Source organism: Pedobacter sp. NJ-S-72, from assembly GCF_053890575.1.
In genome coordinates, this window is sequence record NZ_CM132681.1 from 1887402 (window position 1) to 1902993 (window position 15592).

Annotated in this window: 25 protein-coding genes; 2 read left to right on the forward strand and 23 right to left on the reverse strand. The window is 39.1% G+C overall.

Going from position 1 to position 15592, the window contains the following annotated elements:
* Window position 1: 1 nt before the first annotated feature.
* From ACWYN3_RS12515 to ACWYN3_RS12625, 23 genes are all read right to left on the reverse strand, one after another.
* On the reverse strand, window positions 2–592 hold the full coding sequence (locus ACWYN3_RS12515) for a beta-L-arabinofuranosidase domain-containing protein (RefSeq protein ID WP_456222984.1): 591 nt from the start codon (window positions 590–592) through the stop codon (window positions 2–4).
* Entirely contained in the window at window positions 555–1265 is a 711-nt protein-coding gene (locus tag ACWYN3_RS12520; protein WP_456221443.1) for a beta-L-arabinofuranosidase domain-containing protein, read from the reverse strand. Before ACWYN3_RS12520 ends, ACWYN3_RS12515 begins: the two co-directional genes overlap by 38 nt.
* Window positions 1265–2275, reverse strand: a complete 1011-nt coding sequence (locus ACWYN3_RS12525; RefSeq protein ID WP_456221444.1) for a family 43 glycosylhydrolase — start codon at window positions 2273–2275, stop codon at window positions 1265–1267. Before ACWYN3_RS12525 ends, ACWYN3_RS12520 begins: the two co-directional genes overlap by 1 nt.
* A 6-nt stretch (window positions 2276–2281) precedes the next feature.
* Window positions 2282–2530: a hypothetical protein gene (locus ACWYN3_RS12530; RefSeq protein ID WP_456221445.1), complete on the reverse strand. Its 249-nt coding sequence runs from the start codon at window positions 2528–2530 to the stop codon at window positions 2282–2284.
* Window positions 2527–3063 (reverse strand): alpha-L-arabinofuranosidase C-terminal domain-containing protein, encoded by a 537-nt coding sequence (locus ACWYN3_RS12535; RefSeq protein ID WP_456221446.1) that lies wholly within the window; start codon window positions 3061–3063, stop codon window positions 2527–2529. Before ACWYN3_RS12535 ends, ACWYN3_RS12530 begins: the two co-directional genes overlap by 4 nt.
* Before the next feature lie 16 nt (window positions 3064–3079).
* A complete protein-coding gene (locus ACWYN3_RS12540) occupies window positions 3080–4051 on the reverse strand; it encodes a hypothetical protein (RefSeq protein ID WP_456221447.1) in 972 nt (323 codons plus the stop codon).
* Window positions 4052–4086: 35 nt separating this feature from the next.
* Entirely contained in the window at window positions 4087–4272 is a 186-nt protein-coding gene (locus ACWYN3_RS12545) for a hypothetical protein (protein ID WP_456221448.1), read from the reverse strand.
* A 1-nt stretch (window position 4273) separates the two neighbouring features.
* Complete coding sequence (locus ACWYN3_RS12550) at window positions 4274–5257, reverse strand: glycoside hydrolase family 43 protein (RefSeq protein WP_456221449.1); 984 nt, start codon at window positions 5255–5257, stop codon at window positions 4274–4276.
* A gap of 8 nt (window positions 5258–5265) precedes the next feature.
* Window positions 5266–6072, reverse strand: a complete 807-nt coding sequence (locus ACWYN3_RS12555) for an alpha-L-arabinofuranosidase C-terminal domain-containing protein (RefSeq protein ID WP_456221450.1) — start codon at window positions 6070–6072, stop codon at window positions 5266–5268.
* Window positions 6073–6079: 7 nt separating this feature from the next.
* Window positions 6080–6469 carry a hypothetical protein gene (locus ACWYN3_RS12560; protein ID WP_456221451.1) on the reverse strand — a complete coding sequence of 130 codons (390 nt, stop codon included), beginning with the start codon at window positions 6467–6469 and terminating at the stop codon, window positions 6080–6082.
* A gap of 125 nt (window positions 6470–6594) precedes the next feature.
* The gene (locus ACWYN3_RS12565; protein ID WP_456221452.1) at window positions 6595–6819 is read right to left on the reverse strand and encodes a hypothetical protein; all 225 of its coding nucleotides are present in this window, start codon (window positions 6817–6819) and stop codon (window positions 6595–6597) included.
* A gap of 24 nt (window positions 6820–6843) precedes the next feature.
* Complete coding sequence (locus ACWYN3_RS12570; protein WP_456222985.1) at window positions 6844–7104, reverse strand: RagB/SusD family nutrient uptake outer membrane protein; 261 nt, start codon at window positions 7102–7104, stop codon at window positions 6844–6846.
* Window positions 7101–8108, reverse strand: coding sequence for a RagB/SusD family nutrient uptake outer membrane protein (locus ACWYN3_RS12575; protein WP_456221453.1), 1008 nt, complete (start codon window positions 8106–8108; stop codon window positions 7101–7103). The genes ACWYN3_RS12570 and ACWYN3_RS12575 overlap by 4 nt, the downstream gene beginning before the upstream one ends.
* Window positions 8081–8401 (reverse strand): hypothetical protein, encoded by a 321-nt coding sequence (locus ACWYN3_RS12580; RefSeq protein WP_456221454.1) that lies wholly within the window; start codon window positions 8399–8401, stop codon window positions 8081–8083. The genes ACWYN3_RS12575 and ACWYN3_RS12580 overlap by 28 nt, the downstream gene beginning before the upstream one ends.
* A gap of 18 nt (window positions 8402–8419) precedes the next feature.
* On the reverse strand, window positions 8420–8596 hold the full coding sequence (locus tag ACWYN3_RS12585; RefSeq protein WP_456221455.1) for a hypothetical protein: 177 nt from the start codon (window positions 8594–8596) through the stop codon (window positions 8420–8422).
* A 2-nt stretch (window positions 8597–8598) separates the two neighbouring features.
* Complete coding sequence (locus tag ACWYN3_RS12590; RefSeq protein WP_456221456.1) at window positions 8599–9132, reverse strand: hypothetical protein; 534 nt, start codon at window positions 9130–9132, stop codon at window positions 8599–8601.
* The gene (locus tag ACWYN3_RS12595) at window positions 9074–9904 is read right to left on the reverse strand and encodes a TonB-dependent receptor domain-containing protein (protein ID WP_456221457.1); all 831 of its coding nucleotides are present in this window, start codon (window positions 9902–9904) and stop codon (window positions 9074–9076) included. The genes ACWYN3_RS12590 and ACWYN3_RS12595 overlap by 59 nt, the downstream gene beginning before the upstream one ends.
* A 193-nt stretch (window positions 9905–10097) precedes the next feature.
* Entirely contained in the window at window positions 10098–11501 is a 1404-nt protein-coding gene (locus ACWYN3_RS12600; RefSeq protein WP_456221458.1) for a TonB-dependent receptor plug domain-containing protein, read from the reverse strand.
* A 36-nt stretch (window positions 11502–11537) separates the two neighbouring features.
* Window positions 11538–12128 (reverse strand): lipocalin-like domain-containing protein, encoded by a 591-nt coding sequence (locus ACWYN3_RS12605; RefSeq protein WP_456221459.1) that lies wholly within the window; start codon window positions 12126–12128, stop codon window positions 11538–11540.
* Complete coding sequence (locus ACWYN3_RS12610) at window positions 12109–12579, reverse strand: family 43 glycosylhydrolase (protein ID WP_456221460.1); 471 nt, start codon at window positions 12577–12579, stop codon at window positions 12109–12111. The genes ACWYN3_RS12605 and ACWYN3_RS12610 overlap by 20 nt, the downstream gene beginning before the upstream one ends.
* Window positions 12580–12589: 10 nt before the next feature.
* Complete coding sequence (locus ACWYN3_RS12615) at window positions 12590–13045, reverse strand: hypothetical protein (protein WP_456221461.1); 456 nt, start codon at window positions 13043–13045, stop codon at window positions 12590–12592.
* A 576-nt stretch (window positions 13046–13621) separates the two neighbouring features.
* Window positions 13622–13795 (reverse strand): aldose epimerase family protein, encoded by a 174-nt coding sequence (locus ACWYN3_RS12620; protein WP_456221462.1) that lies wholly within the window; start codon window positions 13793–13795, stop codon window positions 13622–13624.
* Window positions 13741–14742 carry an aldose epimerase family protein gene (locus ACWYN3_RS12625; protein ID WP_456221463.1) on the reverse strand — a complete coding sequence of 334 codons (1002 nt, stop codon included), beginning with the start codon at window positions 14740–14742 and terminating at the stop codon, window positions 13741–13743. The genes ACWYN3_RS12620 and ACWYN3_RS12625 overlap by 55 nt, the downstream gene beginning before the upstream one ends.
* A gap of 131 nt (window positions 14743–14873) precedes the next feature.
* On the opposite strand from ACWYN3_RS12625, the gene ACWYN3_RS12630 reads away from it, so the two are divergent.
* Both ACWYN3_RS12630 and ACWYN3_RS12635 read left to right on the forward strand, forming a co-directional pair.
* Entirely contained in the window at window positions 14874–15140 is a 267-nt protein-coding gene (locus ACWYN3_RS12630) for an NUDIX domain-containing protein (protein WP_456221464.1), read from the forward strand.
* A gap of 52 nt (window positions 15141–15192) precedes the next feature.
* Complete coding sequence (locus ACWYN3_RS12635; protein WP_456221465.1) at window positions 15193–15585, forward strand: NUDIX hydrolase; 393 nt, start codon at window positions 15193–15195, stop codon at window positions 15583–15585.
* Window positions 15586–15592: the final 7 nt, after the last annotated feature.

Genomic DNA, 15592 nt, shown 5'->3' on the forward strand with positions numbered 1-15592 from the left:
ATTATTCTCGTTTTGAGCATACACGTAACCTGGTACAGAAGGTAAGAATCTGGTCATATTGGAAATACAGCAGGGGCAAACTGAACCAACCACTACGCTCATGCTGGTGCATCGAGGCCAGCGGATTAGGGTAAAAAAAGCGGTCTCCTGAAAGAGATACTCCCGATAGCAAACCATTATATAAAGTGCGTTCCAAAACATCTATATATTTCGAGTCTCCATGTAGCTGGAACATACGGCTGTTCCAGTAAATATTAGCAATTGCCGCACATGTTTCCGCATAAGCAGACATATTTGGCAAATGATAAGCCTCACCAAAGGCCTCACCCTCTCCCACCGATCCAATTCCTCCGGTGATATAGAGTTTTTTATTGACCACATCTTCCCAGATATCGTCAATCGCTTTCAAATACCTTTTATCCCCTGTAATTGCGGCGACATCAGCCATTCCGGTATACATATAAGCCGCTCTTACGGCATGCCCGACTGCTTCATGCTGATCAACGACCCTGGCCTGAGCCTGATTATAAGCATTGCCTTTAGGACCGCGTTCATCAAGAAAAAATTTGGCAAGAGTAAGGGTATTGCGTATTGCCTGTAATCCTGTATAATTTAACCAGCCCTATTTCCACCACCTGATGCCCGGGATATTTCTCAGTTTTACCATAACCAAAGTCTCTAACCAGAAGGTCTGCATTCTTCAATGCTATATTTAATAAAGTTTTCTTTCCTGTAGCCTGATAATGGGCAGCAGCGGATTCAAATAAGTGCCCGGAGTTATATAATTCGTGACTAAGTTCTTCTTCTTTTTCCCAGCGTTTACTTCCAATCCATTTATTTGGCTCAGCCGCATTGACTGTACGAAAGGTATAGAGGTAACCGTCTTTTTCCTGAGCAGCACCAATAATACTGATCAGCGTGTCCATGTATTTCTCCATAACCGGATCGGCTTTCATTTGTATTGCATAAGATGCACCCTCTATCACCTTATAGATATCAGTATCATCAAACGGAAAAACGGTTAATTTGTCTCCGGGAATTGTTTTTGAAGCTCTTAAAAAGTTATCTATTCTTCCATCCATTTTACATTGCTGCAAAGTATGAGGAATAGTAACATCAGCATTGATCTTCATTTTTGGGGCCCAGAACTGATCATTTACATGGACCTGTGTGAAAGCCACTGGTTGTATCGGATAATCCTTTTTCTGAGCATAAAGGGCACCAGAGAACAGGAACAATAACGTTATTATTTCTTTTAATTTCATTATTTCTCAACTATAAGCGGCCATCCATTCAGCCAGTTTAATTTTTCGATTCTGAGTTTTGGCACTCCTTTATCTTTTGCGTCATAACCATGAAATATCAAGTAGTCTTCTCCATCAAAAGAGCAGACAGCGTTATGACCAACTCCATACCAGCCAGTATTTCCTTCCAGTACCAATGTTCCCCCTCCTTTATTCATTTCAACATTTTTCTGGTCAAAAAAAGGGCCTTTAATTGAGCTGGAACGTCCAATAATTATTTTATACGTGCTTTTTTCACCTTTACAGCAATAGTCTATAGAAGCAAACAGATAATAGTACCCGTTCTTCTTAAAGAGAAATGGTGCCTCAATAGCATTTCCCCCGGCATCAACAGGATTTGCATCTATTGAAGGAGGGTTGGGGGCCTCAGGATCTTTCTTTCTGCTGGCAATTGTGGGTAGTATATCTTTCTGCGTTGAAATATGCAGCATATCTTTACTGAGCTGAACTAGTTTTATCCCATCCCAAAATGAACCAAAGACCATCCATGGAACGTCATTTTCATCTCTGATTACATTAGGATCAATAGCATTCCAGTTTGTTTTTCCCGGGAATGACTGAATTACTTTTCCATAATCTATCCATTTAAAATCTGGGGAATCAGGGTCCAGTGTTTGATTAACGGCCACTCCTATTGCCGAAGTATTTTTCCCAAAAGTAGATATAGAGTAATATAGGTAGTATTTCCCACTGTAAAAATAGATATCAGGTGCCCAGATATGGCCTTTAAAGGCTGGTATGTCTTTTACTGCCCATTCCGGTGCTTTGCTAAAAACAGGTTTTTCCTTTTTCCAGCTCTTCATATCAGTCGAACTCCAAACATTAATGCCCCAGCCCGTGCTGAACAAGTAGTACCGATTGTTCTGCCGGATCATTACCGGATCGTGGACAGAGATATCCGATTGGTATTCCTGAGCGCTTAAGCAGAATCCTTCTAGAAAAACCACAAATAAGATCAAATATTTTTTCATCCTGGTTTACTTAAAAGGAACCCTTAAAATATTAAAGGAGTAAGGTTGCAGATCCAATGTGGCCTGGTTATTCTTAATAATTATTGATTTTTCTTTCGGGCTTACGTTTACGGCATCTGCGAAAGTATTTACAGCGCCTGGATTCCCATTCTGCAATAGCGTAAGTTTCCCGCCTGAAGCCATCTCTTTACTTCCGCTGATCATAATATTCCTTGATTTAGCGGATGAAGAAGCATTAATAATTTTAATAATCACTTCATTCGTATTTTGATCCAATACAGCAGATGCATAAATACCTTACCTTCCTCACCAGCAATTATTATTTTCTGGTCACTCAGAATATCAACAACATCAGTTCCCTTATTTAAGGAATACAATTTCTGTACATAATAATTTGGTGTACCATACACTGTTAAATTATCTACCCAAATCATATCAGGTGTCCATTGCCAGCCATCGGCATTTGCAAATAATGGTGCATAAGAGGCCATATGTACCACTGCCGCGTTTCTTTCGAGCCCGGTCATAAATGCGGCTTCAGCAATAGCACATTCCCAATTGTTCTTATTGGTCGGTTTAGCAATTCCATCACTTTGTGCAGCATATTCGCCTGCAAATACTTTAGATCCGTTTTTGTCGTAATTATCATATCGCTTTGCATTCGCTAAAAACCATTGGGGTGAACGATAATAATGCTCATCAATGATATCTGCTTTCATTTTCCTTAAGGAAGTATTGAGCAGATCGAAACGCGCGCCATCGGGATCAGTTCCAGAGCTATTGATCAATTTAATTTGGGGATATTTACTTTTTAACAGCTTTGGTGAACAAATCCAGCCTTTCTAAATACTGCGGGCCCCAATTTTCATTACCAATACCCAACATTTTTAAATGAAAAGGTTCAGGATGCCCCATTTCCGCTCTCACTTTGCCCCATGGTGTATTCAAATCTCCGTTCGCAAATTCAATCAGATCTAATGCATCCTGAATATAAGGATCAAGTTCATCCAACGGCACAAGTTCAGCTGTATTAAACTGGCAGGACATTCCACAATTCAGGATAGGTAACGGCTCTGCACCAATATCTTCCGAAAGTTGAAAGTATTCATAAAACCCAAGCCCGAAGGTCTGGTAGTAATCGGGTGCAGGACGATGTGCAAACTCTGAATTCCAGCGGTTTACAATTAGTTTCCTGTTTTCAACCGGACCTATTGTTTTTTTCCACTGATAGCGGGTAGAAAGGTCATGTCCTTCTACAATACATCCGCCTGGAAAACGGATAAAACCAGGCTTCATATCTGCCAGTAATTGTACCATATCTCCCCGAAGTCCACCTTTTCTGTTCTTCCAGGTATCCCCCGGAAATAGAGAAATCTGATCCAGATCTATCTGTCCTGATCCTTCAAACCATAGATTAAATTTTGCTTTGTTCACGGTTTCGTTTGCAATGAAAGTTACTGATTGTTTCTTCCATTTACCGTCGCTTCCTTCAGGAACCAGAACAGCACTTCCTAAAACTTTGCCTATACTGTCTACCAGTTCAGCATGTAGTTTTATCAAAGGAGAAGATTGCCTGTAAAAAACAGAAAAATCATATGAAAGCCCTTTTTTAACACCTATTCCTTTAAATCCTTCATTAGTAATATTTAAATCTGCCTTATTCGTTCCCCTGGAAATAACCCTGAGATAGCGCGGATTATCAGCATATTTGTCACCTTTATTCAGTACCAGCAAGTCACCTTCCTGCATTTTACTACCCTGAATAGTCCAACCCATTAAAGGTTTGTAAAATTCGAAAGAACGGTTTTTAATCAACTCTCTGCATAAATACCCCCATCTGCCCCCATATTGATGTCCTCAAAAAAGACTCCCCACATTTCAGGTTGTACTTTAGCGGTGATTTTATCTGGGTTAACAGTTATGGTTGTATTTTTTTGTGCCAATACATTCAGTAAACTGAAGATGGCAATTACGGTAAGAAAATATTTTTTCAACATCTTATTTTTCTCCTTTTAAACCTTCTGTTGTCATTTGTATACGTTTCATGGTACCATCACTATTATAATAAAGACGGTCTATACACACTGACCTTCTGAAACTTCCTCCTGCAATAGGAATAGCACCATTATGATAAATGAAATATGATTTCCCTTTGAAATCAATGATTGCCTGATGATTGGTATTAGAATTTCCTGCCACTTCATTTAGAATCCCTTTGAAAACCCATGGGCCTGTTATTTTCCGGCTCATGGCATAAGCAATCTTTTCGGGGAACTGGTAAGCGTAAGACAAATAATACCATCCTTTATATTTGTGTATCCATGGCGCCTCCGTATAATTGGGCAGGTTTATCTTTTTGATTTCCCCCTCCTGCTCTATCATATTAGCTTTCAGTTTTATATAATAACATTGGGTATTTCCCCAGAACAAATAGGCTTGTCCATCATCATCAATAAATATGCTTGGATCAATATCATCCCAGCTTATCTTTGTTTCAGTAGTCATATCATTTGTAATCAGGGCTGAGCCACGGGCATCTTTAAAGGGTCCTAGCGGGCTGTCAGCTACGGCTACACCAATTGCTTTTCCTTTAACAGACCCATGCTCCACTGCTGCGTACCAGTAAAACTTTCCATTTCTTTCTACCACCTGTGATGCCCATGCATCGCCACTGGCCCAGGCAAAATCTTTCGGTTTTAAAGGAACAGGATGTGAAGTCCAGTCTATCATGTTTGCTGAAGAATAAACAAGCCATTCATTCATTACATAGCGTTCCTGCCCAGCTGGAGCCTCGTCGTGGCCCGCGTAGAGATAAACTTTATTCCGATAAACCATAGCCGACGGATCTGCCGTATACTTATCTGTAATGATTGGATTTCCCTGAATCACAACCTGTGTTTGCGCAGTACTTGTAAAAAAAACTATTAAAACCAGTATCAGAATAACACTATAATTAGGAAATATTTGCTTTAAGTTTTTCATCAGCAAGCTTATTCTAATTCCAATACTACGACAGAGAATGGTGGAAGTTTCATTATTAATTTACCCGCTTTCAGATTTGCACCTTTAAATTCAGCAGGTTTTACAAAATCCGGTTTTTCAAAGGTATTGTGATCATCCGCCTGGGTTGAAGTTAAGATTCTGCCACGGACAGATTTGTACTGCCCACCGCTCAAAACAATCTCTATTTGCTCACTTTTGTTTTTGTTGATATTCACCGCTGAAATGTGAGTCAGGCCTTTCGCATCTTTAGAAGCCGATACAGATACGGCTGGTAATTTTTCCTGGCCTAACGCATAATCATCGCTTTTCACTTCTACAGGAAGTAATGTAGCATCCTGATGAACTTTATACATCTCCATCACATGATAAGTTGGTGAGAGAAGCATTTTTTCTTTATTCGTCAAAATAACAGCCTGAAGCACATTTACGCACTGTGCTAGATTTGCAATTTTAACCCGGTCGCTATGATTATTAAAAATATTGAGCGTAGCTCCGGCAATCATCGCATCACGCATGGTATTCTGTTGATATAAAAATCCAGGATTGGTCCCATTCTCCACATCAAACCATCCACCCCACTCATCTACTACCAAAGCTATTTTTTTCTTCGGATCATACTTATCCATAATTGCAGCATGCCTGGTAATGAGTTCGTCCATCCGTAATGCAGCTTTCATCGTTTCGAAATACTGCTGTTCAGTAAAACCGACAGCGGGACCTTTTTTATCCCAGCTTGGAAAAGAGTAATGATGTAAAGCGATGCCATCCATCATTTGCAAAGGAATCCCTTTCATTAAAGTCTCAGTCCAGTCCAGTGATAGTCATCTCATCTACATTGGCACCAGATGCAATTTTAAACAGATTTCTACCTTCCATAAAAGTAGCATACCTACGATATTCACCTACATAATATTCTGGAGTCATATTCCCCCCACACCCCCATGCTTCATTTCCTACGCCCCAGAATTTCACATTCCATGGTTTTTCCTGACCGTTTTTCACTCTAAGGTCAGACATTGGACTTTTACCGTCAAAATTAACATACTGTACCCAATCTGAGAGTTCCTGTACTGTGCCACTACCAGTATTACCAGCCAGATAAGGCTCAGTTCCCAATAATTTGCACATGTTCAGAAAATCATGAGTACCAAAACTATTGTCTTCGGTTACACCACCCCACATGGTATTCACAATTGATGGTCGCTTATCCTTCGGACCTACGCCATCTTTCCAATGATATCTATCTGCAAAACAACCACCTGGCCATCTTAAGTTTGGGATATTCAGGTTTTTTAAGGCTGCAATAATATCATTTCTTACCCTTCGGTATTCGGTATTTTGGAATTCTCTCCTACATAAAATCCGTCATAAATACAGCGCCCTAAGTGTTCTGCAAAGTGTCCGTAAATATGTTTACTTATTTGGCCGGAGGGTTTGTCAGCCCTTAAGATTACTGTAGTTTGCTGTGCGGTCACCAACTGACTATTTCCCAGAATAAACAGGGATAGACATAGTGTTTTAAATACATTTTTCATGAACATAGTGATAAAATTTATAGTAGGAATTTAATTTGCGGGATTACGTTTCAAATTAGGATTAACATTTAATTCTGAAAGCGGAATTGGTAAATATTCTTTTCCTGGGGTCCAGGTATTAAAATCCGGATCGTGCACTTTCAACTCTGCCAGCTTAGCCGGGTCATACAACCAACCCCATCTGATAATGTCATTGATCCTGACCGATTCAATCGAGAATTCCAGCGCACGTTCATGTGCCAGCTGCTCTCTCATTTGAACTTGATTCAAACCAGGTTTGGTGCTACTCAGATCAGATCAGGCAGATTTGCCCTGCTTCTTACTTGCTGAATATAAGAATAGGCGTCTGTGGTATTTCCCATTTCGTTCAAGGTCTCGGCATACATCAGCAGTACATCTGCATATCTGAGTATTCTATTATTGATTCCTGAATTCTCCTGATCATCATTTCCCGGCCAGTTTAAACCGTCATGCGTGTATTTTCTAGGATAGATTGCTGTTAAAGCAAAAGGCCATTTATTTCCATAAACAGTAATAGAATTATCCGCTGGTTCATACGAAGCAATAGTAGCTAATAACCTCGGATCACTTTTACCATCATTAGTTTTTTCTATTTTAAACTCGTTGTAAATCCACCTGGTAGGAAGAAAGTCCGAATAACCATAACCATCCATTGCATAGGTTCTGCCTATGGAACTCACTTGCTTCCAATTGGCATTCGGCTCACCTCCATAATTCATAACCGTACCACCAACGGCATCTGGCTGACCAAATTGGACTTCAAACAATGATTCCGTATTGTTTTTATTCACCTCTTTAAAGTTATCTCTATAATTGGCCATCAGGATATATCTTCCTTTTTGAGCACCGTTTATTAGTTCGTTAAATTCTGCAGCAGCTTCAACCCATTTCTTTTTATACAGGTAAGCTTTCCCGAGCATTCCTGTTGCAGCCCCTTTGGTAGCACGGCCGGTTTGCCCTGCATCTGGTCCGTTCAAACCAGAATAAGTAATTGGAAGTGCGTCTTTAGCTGCTTTAAAATCACTAAAAATTTGCGCCCATAATACTTCATCCGTTGCTGTAGGTGTACGGTATTTTGACTTATCAACCGGCAATTCCAATGGAACGGGAATATCTCTGTAAGTATTCGCTAAATTGAATAAAGCCAAGCCCCGCAAGAAATGTGCTTGCCCAATAATCCTTTTTTTCAATTCCTCATCCATAGTTATTGCAGGTACATTGATAATCACTTGATTTGCACGCCAGATCAATTGATAATGTGCTGCCCAATCCATTGTACAGGTCCTGAATTTGATGGAATACTAAAATTTCCTACCTGTACCAGATCGCCCCAGGGGCTATCTCCTGTAAAATCATCTCCACGTACATCAGTAAGAGCTGGAAACATCCTCATATAAGTACCATCCTGAATCAGGCTATTATATATCGCATTTACCCCTGCCTGTGCATCGTCTGCTGTTTTCCAGTAAAGATCAATAGTTTTGGCATTCGGGTTTTGTATGTCGAGTTGCTTTTTACAACCTGTACTCAACAGGCCTAAAAGTATATAACAAAATATTTTTTTCATATCTCTGTTTTCTTAAATCTAAAACCTGGCTTGTAAGCCCATCATCAGTGTTCTGGGTGTCGGAAAAGAACCCGGGTCATATCCCGGTTCGAAGGGACGGGTCTGAGCGAAATCAGGATTGTATCCTTTATAATACTGGAATGTATAAACGTTTTGTGCAGTTGCATAGACTCTGATTGATTGCAACCACTTCACCTTCAGCGCTTAGGGATCGTATAGCCAATAGAAATCGTATTTATCCTCAGATAATCTCCTTTTTGCAGCCAGCCTTTCCGATCAGAATCTATTCCGTTCTGATTCGGATCATTAGCCACCAGTCTTGGATATTCATTATTTGGATTTGCTGGTGTCCACCGGTTGATGGCATCTTCATGATAATTGATATAATCAGTAGTATGCATCAGACTTCGGTACAAAGATCCATTGATCAGATTACCAGCAGCACCAGACATGAATAAGGTGAAATCGAAACCTTTATATCCAGCTGTAAAATTCAAGCCATAATATACTTTAGGTAAAGAGCTACCCAGATCTGTACGGTCAAGATCGTTGATTACACCATCTGGCTTACCATCAGGACCACTGATATCTTTAAATTTCAAGTCACCGGGAGCAGTTAAAGCATTTTGAAATGCATGATTTTTAATCTCATCTGTATTCTGGAAAACTCCTTCAACTACACGTCCATAATGACGACCGATCTCCTGCCCCGACCGTATTAATAAATCCACCCACAATTCGTGAGGTTTCTCCGCTGCTTAACGCCAATAAAGTGTTTTTCACTGTGCTCAAATTACCTGAGACACTGTAAGTGAAAGCCCCTTTATTATTATGATAGCCAAGATTAATTTCGATACCTGTATTTCTGATACTCGCTGCATTGGTTAAAGGTGCAGTATCATTAGAACCAACGGATGCTGGAATGGGTTCACCAATTAAAGCATCTGTGGCTTTATTATTATAATACTCAGCAGTCAGGTCGATTGCTCCATCAAAAAAAGTCGCGTCAATTCCAACATTTGATGTCGTTTTTGTTTCCCAATGGATATTAGGATCAATCACATTCGTTTGTGTACCACCAATCACTTTACTTCCATTGAAATTATATACAATATTAGGATTAAGCAGCGCCAGATATCTGAAATCACCAATATTAGCATTCCCCAACTGACCATACCCGCCTCTTAACTTCAATTCTGTCTGTTTTTTAGGAAGCTGAATAAATGTCTCTTTACTGATTCTCCAGCCTGCTGAAACACCAGGAAAATTACCATACTTATAACCGTAACCAAATCTGGATGAGCCATCCCGTCTGAAGTTTGCTGTCAATAAGTATTTATCATCATAATTATAGTTTAGCCTTCCAAAAAGTCCAAAGAAAGCATACGGAATGAGACTACCATCCACAGTTTTATTTGTTCCGTTTCCTAAAACCAGGTAATCGGGATCGAGTTGTTCGGCATGGCCAGATCTGGCTAAAGCAGTATTTTTATTGTAACTCACCCCCAGAACTGCATTAAATGTATGCTTATCAAATTTCTTATCATAGGTAAGTGTATTATCAACTAACGCATTTGTGTATATTCTTGAATTATCGTCCAGACGATTTACAGTTTGTTTGAAGAAAAACCCAAGATCGAATGTTGGCTGGAAAGCAAAATCACGCGCTACAGTTTTATCGTAACCAGCATTGATTTTATATTTCAGACTGACTGTGTCCGTTTAAATTCAATAATTGTGCTTCTGCCCACACCACACCAAAAATGCGGTCAACTTCTGTAAAGTTTGTGAACATAGAGTTCACGGCTGGTACATTTAAAGAAATCGCTCTTTCCTTATCAGATTGTGTTCCTCCATAGCCATTGGGCATAGTTGGATCATACACTAATTGTGTAGGAATGGCAATGACCAAATCATTAATCAGCGGAGGTCTTCCTCCTGTAAGTACATCGCCCCGAAAAGTCAGTGAATTTTCCTTGGAGTGTGTATAACTCAGTGATTGCCCGAATTTGAAAATTCCTTTAGACTGGGTTGTATTTACACGCCCGGTATACCGGCTATAATCAGGACCATTCCCGACAAAAGTACCTCCTTGTTTAAAGTAATCCAGAGATACATTAAATGTGGAATTTTCACCACCGCCAGAGAAATTCAGATTATGGTTCATCCGATATCCTGTCTTCAGTCCTTCCTTTTGCCAGTCTGTATCAATACTGCCTATATATTTAGAACTAGTCGGATCATTTGCAGGTGCACCAGTCTGCCCACCATTTAATTGAGATTCGTTGTTCAGTAGCTGATACCCAACACGATTAGCTACTGGTATCTTCTGCCAGATTTTATCTGCTCCAAAATAAGTATTGTATTCAATACTCAGCGGGCTATTTTTCTTTCCCTGTCTGGTGGTAATAATAATTACCCCATTTGCCGCTGCCGCCCCATAAATTGCTGCCGCTGTCCCGTCTTTCAAAACCTGCATAGATTCGATATCATTCGGGCTAAAATCACGAGGGGTGTTGGCCAGCATAATTCCATCCACTACATACAGTGGCTGCTGATTATTAAATGAGGCCAGCCCTCTGATACGAATAGTAGGTGAAGCCCCTGGCTGCCCGTCATTTGTCACTGCTATCCCGGCGGTTCGTCCTTGTAACAATTGCCCTACATCACTTGCAGAGGTCTTTTTCAGCTCTTTAGTATTTACAATGGAGACAGATCCTGTCAAATCTTTTTTAAGCTGGGTTCCATATCCTACCACTACGACCTCTCCTAATTCCTTCACGCTTGGTTTAAGTTGAACTTCAACCTGAGAGCGACTGTTTACAGGAACCTCCTGAGCAGTAAAACCGATAAGATTAATAACAAGCACATCATTTGAAATCACCTGTATAGCAAAATTACCATTAGGATCTGAAGCTGTTGCCCCCGTTTTTCCTTTAATTCTGACAGTAGCTCCAGGCAAACCAGCTCCACTCTCATCTACGACTTTTCCTTTGATATGCGATGTCTGTGCCAGCACCACAGTCGATAAAAAAAGTCCAATCAACAGCAACCCAAACCGGCTGTAGCGAAGACTATTATTAAGTATATAAATATTCATAAAATCATTCTTTAATTAACAGTTGGTTAGATCTTATTAAGGCGTTTTTTTAAACCAAATGGCCGTTCCACTTCCATTAAATCCAGTCATTACAATTGTGGATTCAATTTTCTCCCAGTCCCTTTCCCGCGAAACATGCAGTTTATCAATAAAGGCACCACCTCCCCATTTTAATTCAAGCCAGGGAGCAGCATAAGACCAGGTATTATTAGCGTCGCCATTGATCCTCCCATCAGCAGATAAAACAGTTTTTGCTGCCTCCGAATATTGCGGATCCACTTGTTCAACTTCATACCCGGGCACCTTTACATACCCCAAAACAATCTGTTCATAATTACCAGCGATTTGAGCTGTAGTCACTTCATTTTCTGAAACATTAGCATAGCGTTCAGGAGAGACCATAGGCCAGCCTTCAGGAGTCCAGAACATTTTTCGAACATGTAGTACCATAAATGCTCTATCTACCCCTGGCCTGCCTTGAGTAGCTATATAAAATTGTCCATTATCCTGAAAGACCGAAGGATGAGAGACGCCTGCCCAACCGCCATGTTTCATAAAGCGATAGGGTGCTAATAACATAGGTCCGTGATCTTCCTGCAAATGCAAATCAGCACGCACTACGCCCATTCCAGTCCAAAAAGGGACCTGTAGGATTTGCAGAACGAAAAACTCTTACATTATACTTTGTTGAAAGCCAGTCATAGGCTACAAAAAGATAGTACATTTTTGTGTTTGAATTATAGATGACCTCAGGTCCTTCCAGATTACCATTATAAGTACTTCCTGTTTTACCCCTTCTTACAATGCGCGCACCGATATCACCAGGGGTATTTGACAATCCTGTAGCAGGATTGAGTTTTAACTCAAACAAACCATCCCAGGCAGATCCATATATCATATATTGCTCGCCAGCAGGTGTCACTGCTACCGTCGGATCTATTGCATTGGTACCAGGGCCGGCAGTCAAAGAACTAACGGCAATCCCTTTTTTTTCTGTCCATGGTCCTTCAGGAGATGAAGCCGTAGCCAAACCGATACAACTTACCCTAAAACCTGTTGATGCTAATGAATAATACAATCTGTATTCATTACCTGCTTTTAAAATATAAGGTGCCCAAAGACCACCACTGTTTGATGTAGCTCATTTTTTTTTTTATATAATCATCACCTATAGCTGGTATTCCATTAAATACCCAACCAACAAACTTCCAGTTAACCAGATCTTTTGATTTTCTGATTTGTATACCCGGACGTACAGCAATTCCGTACCCCACATCCGTACTATAACAATAAAACCAATCCCCATCCTTAAAAATAGATGGATCATGCACATTATATGGCCCCCACATTGAACTATACTGAGCGGATGTAAGTTCCAGGTAGGTATCTTTAATATTATTAATATCAAAATCTGCTGCCTGATTTGCAACTGCTGCCTGACCCAGTTTATCAAAAGGATTTCCTTTTTTACAGGAGGAGAATAAGACAAGCACCATCGCACACCAGCAATACTTCCTGCAATTATTGAGTACAAAAATTTTCATAATTATTTATTAATATTTGGTTGCAGAATTTTGAATAATCGGTCGTTGAGCTATTGCTTAATTTGAAAATGAAGACATTTAGTCTTTTTACATTCCAAAGCAAAATGGTTGCTAAAGCGAGTTTAGCTTTTGTAGAGTTGCTCATAACAGATTAATTATTTGCATACATCCAGATTAATCACAGTCTATTACAAACCGGGTGATTTCATCTATTCTTGCAAAATTTATATTTGGTCTAACCAATTTGATTGATTAATAATCGAATGTATAAAATAATTATTAATCGTCAAATAGACATTTATAAAATAAATGTCTACACTACGTTTATAATCATTAAAAAATTGCATTTTTAAGGGGTGAAACAACCTTTACAAGCTATTTCACCCCTTAAAAAAATTATTAGAATATGTATGATATATTAAAAGAAGGGTGTGTGAAAGAAAAAAAGAGAGCAATAATGCCAAAATAATAAGTAATGAAGTCTCATTATCTATATCATTATGGAATTTGATATGAATTATTTCACAATTGAAAACTTATAAACTGTAACTGTCTTATATTCTTTTCCCGGTCTTATTACAGTGTGGCAGGAAATGAAGGCTGATTGGGTGCATCAGGAAAATGCTGAGTCTCCAGGCAAAAAGCAGAACGATGACCATACTTCACTTTACCTTTTCCGTCCTGATCTTTACCTGTCAAAAAATTACCACTATAAAATTGAATCCCTGGTTCTTCTGTGATAACATCCATGGAAATACCAGTTTTTTCGGACTCATTACCGTCACAGCTTTTCGTAAACCAGCCTCGGTTCTTAGTACAAAATTATGATCATATCCTTGTCCATATTCCAGTTGTTCATTTTTATCATTGATTCTTGCTCCTATAAGGGTGGGTTTAGTAAAGTCAAATGGTGTACCACTTACTTTTTCAATTTTTCCAGTCGGAATTAAGGTTTTGTCAACCGGAGTATAGGTGTCGGCTTCAATAGTTAACAAATGATCTGTGATAGTCTCATTTCCAGCTCCATTTAAATTAAAATAGGCATGATTGGTTAAATTAACTATCGTTGGTTTATCCGTTATTGCACTATAGCTAATCATAAGTGCATTGTCATCAGTTAACTTATAGATCACCTTTACTTTTAGATTACCCGGATAGCCTGCCTCATTATCTTTAGAAAGATAACTAAGCTCTAAAGTTTGTCCATCTGATTTCTTAGCCGCCCAAACCTGTGCATAAAATCCATCAAATCCACCATGTAGTGTATTTACACCATCATTGACCTGCAATTGATAAGGCTTTCCGTCAAGGATAAACTTGCCTTTTGCAATCCGGTTTCCATACCTTCCAATGACTGCACCAAAATACGGCTCGCCCTTTTTACGGTAAGATTTTAAACTATCATAACCTAAAACCACATCTGTAAGTTTCTGCTCACGGTCAGGAACTAATAACGAAACCAACCGGCCACCATAATTTGTGATTGCAGCTTCTACCCCATTCTTATTCTTCAATGTATATAGGGCTATATCTTTACCATTTATATTTTCCTTAAAACCACCTGCATCCGGAAGAGTGACCTGTGATCTGGAATTTGAATCGGTCTTTACAGATTTAGAGTTGGAGGTATTTCCACACCTGGTCAGGGTGAATAATAAAATAATGCTCAGATAAATTAAATTATGGTTCTTGTTCATATTGAATTTTTAAAATTTAGGAATACTAATGTATAAAAAGAATATTAAACGTCAAACAAACGATTAATGTTCAGCATTATAATAACTTTGCATCAAATTAAGTCATCAGATTTTTTTATTAATTTAACACAATGACAAAATATACAAACCAGAACCGGTTCTTAGTAGCCGTTGATTGCATTATATTTGGATTTGACGGAGAGCATCTAAAACTGCTTCTGATTAAAAGAAGCTTCGAACCCGAAAAAGATAAATGGAGTTTAATGGGTGGTTTTGTCAGTCCACAAGAAAGTCTGGACAATGCAGCTAATAGGGTTCTTACTCAACTAACCGGACTCGAAGGTGTTTATCTTGAGCAGATTCAAGCTTATGGTGATCCGCTAAGGGGATCCTATTGAACGTACACTTTCAGTTACCTATTTTGCATTAATAGACATCAACAAATATAAAATGCAGATTACAGATCAGTATCAGGCCGAATGGTTTCTGTTAAAAGACGCCCCTAAACTGATCTTTGATCATAATGAAATGGTGGAGAGTGCAAAGAAAAAAATCAGGTACAAAGCGGCACTTCATCCTATACTTTTCGAACTCCTGCCAAAAAAATTCACCATACCTCAATTGCAGAATTTATATGAGGATGTATACAATACCAGTATTGATAACAGAAATTTCATCAGGAAATTAACCTCCACCGGTTTGTTAATCAAACTTCCTGAAAAGGATAAATCAGGATCAAAAAAAGGTGCCTTCTATTTCAAACTTGATAAGAAAAAGTACGTAGCAAACTTCCAGGCCTTTTTAAACTTCATTCCTAATCCAGACAAATTAATATCTGGATAAGAGCCCT

Excerpts from the sequence above, each read along its gene's own strand:
- ACWYN3_RS12520 (WP_456221443.1), bottom strand. The coding sequence starts at position 1,265 with ATGAAATTAAAAGAAATAATAACGTTATTGTTCCTGTTCTCTGGTGCC.
- ACWYN3_RS12525 (WP_456221444.1), bottom strand. The coding sequence starts at position 2,275 with ATGAAAAAATATTTGATCTTATTTGTGGTTTTTCTAGAAGGATTCTGC.
- ACWYN3_RS12540 (WP_456221447.1), bottom strand. The coding sequence starts at position 4,051 with ATGGGTTGGACTATTCAGGGTAGTAAAATGCAGGAAGGTGACTTGCTG.
- ACWYN3_RS12545 (WP_456221448.1), bottom strand. The coding sequence starts at position 4,272 with ATGTTGAAAAAATATTTTCTTACCGTAATTGCCATCTTCAGTTTACTG.
- ACWYN3_RS12550 (WP_456221449.1), bottom strand. The coding sequence starts at position 5,257 with ATGAAAAACTTAAAGCAAATATTTCCTAATTATAGTGTTATTCTGATA.
- ACWYN3_RS12555 (WP_456221450.1), bottom strand. The coding sequence starts at position 6,072 with ATGAAAGGGATTCCTTTGCAAATGATGGATGGCATCGCTTTACATCAT.
- ACWYN3_RS12565 (WP_456221452.1), bottom strand. The coding sequence starts at position 6,819 with ATGTTCATGAAAAATGTATTTAAAACACTATGTCTATCCCTGTTTATT.
- ACWYN3_RS12575 (WP_456221453.1), bottom strand. The coding sequence starts at position 8,108 with ATGGATTGGGCAGCACATTATCAATTGATCTGGCGTGCAAATCAAGTG.
- ACWYN3_RS12580 (WP_456221454.1), bottom strand. The coding sequence starts at position 8,401 with ATGAAAAAAATATTTTGTTATATACTTTTAGGCCTGTTGAGTACAGGT.
- ACWYN3_RS12600 (WP_456221458.1), bottom strand. The coding sequence starts at position 11,501 with ATGAATATTTATATACTTAATAATAGTCTTCGCTACAGCCGGTTTGGG.
- ACWYN3_RS12605 (WP_456221459.1), bottom strand. The coding sequence starts at position 12,128 with ATGGGCGTAGTGCGTGCTGATTTGCATTTGCAGGAAGATCACGGACCT.
- ACWYN3_RS12615 (WP_456221461.1), bottom strand. The coding sequence starts at position 13,045 with ATGAAAATTTTTGTACTCAATAATTGCAGGAAGTATTGCTGGTGTGCG.
- ACWYN3_RS12620 (WP_456221462.1), bottom strand. The coding sequence starts at position 13,795 with ATGGATGTTATCACAGAAGAACCAGGGATTCAATTTTATAGTGGTAAT.
- ACWYN3_RS12625 (WP_456221463.1), bottom strand. The coding sequence starts at position 14,742 with ATGAACAAGAACCATAATTTAATTTATCTGAGCATTATTTTATTATTC.
- ACWYN3_RS12630 (WP_456221464.1), top strand. The coding sequence starts at position 14,874 with ATGACAAAATATACAAACCAGAACCGGTTCTTAGTAGCCGTTGATTGC.
- ACWYN3_RS12635 (WP_456221465.1), top strand. The coding sequence starts at position 15,193 with ATGCAGATTACAGATCAGTATCAGGCCGAATGGTTTCTGTTAAAAGAC.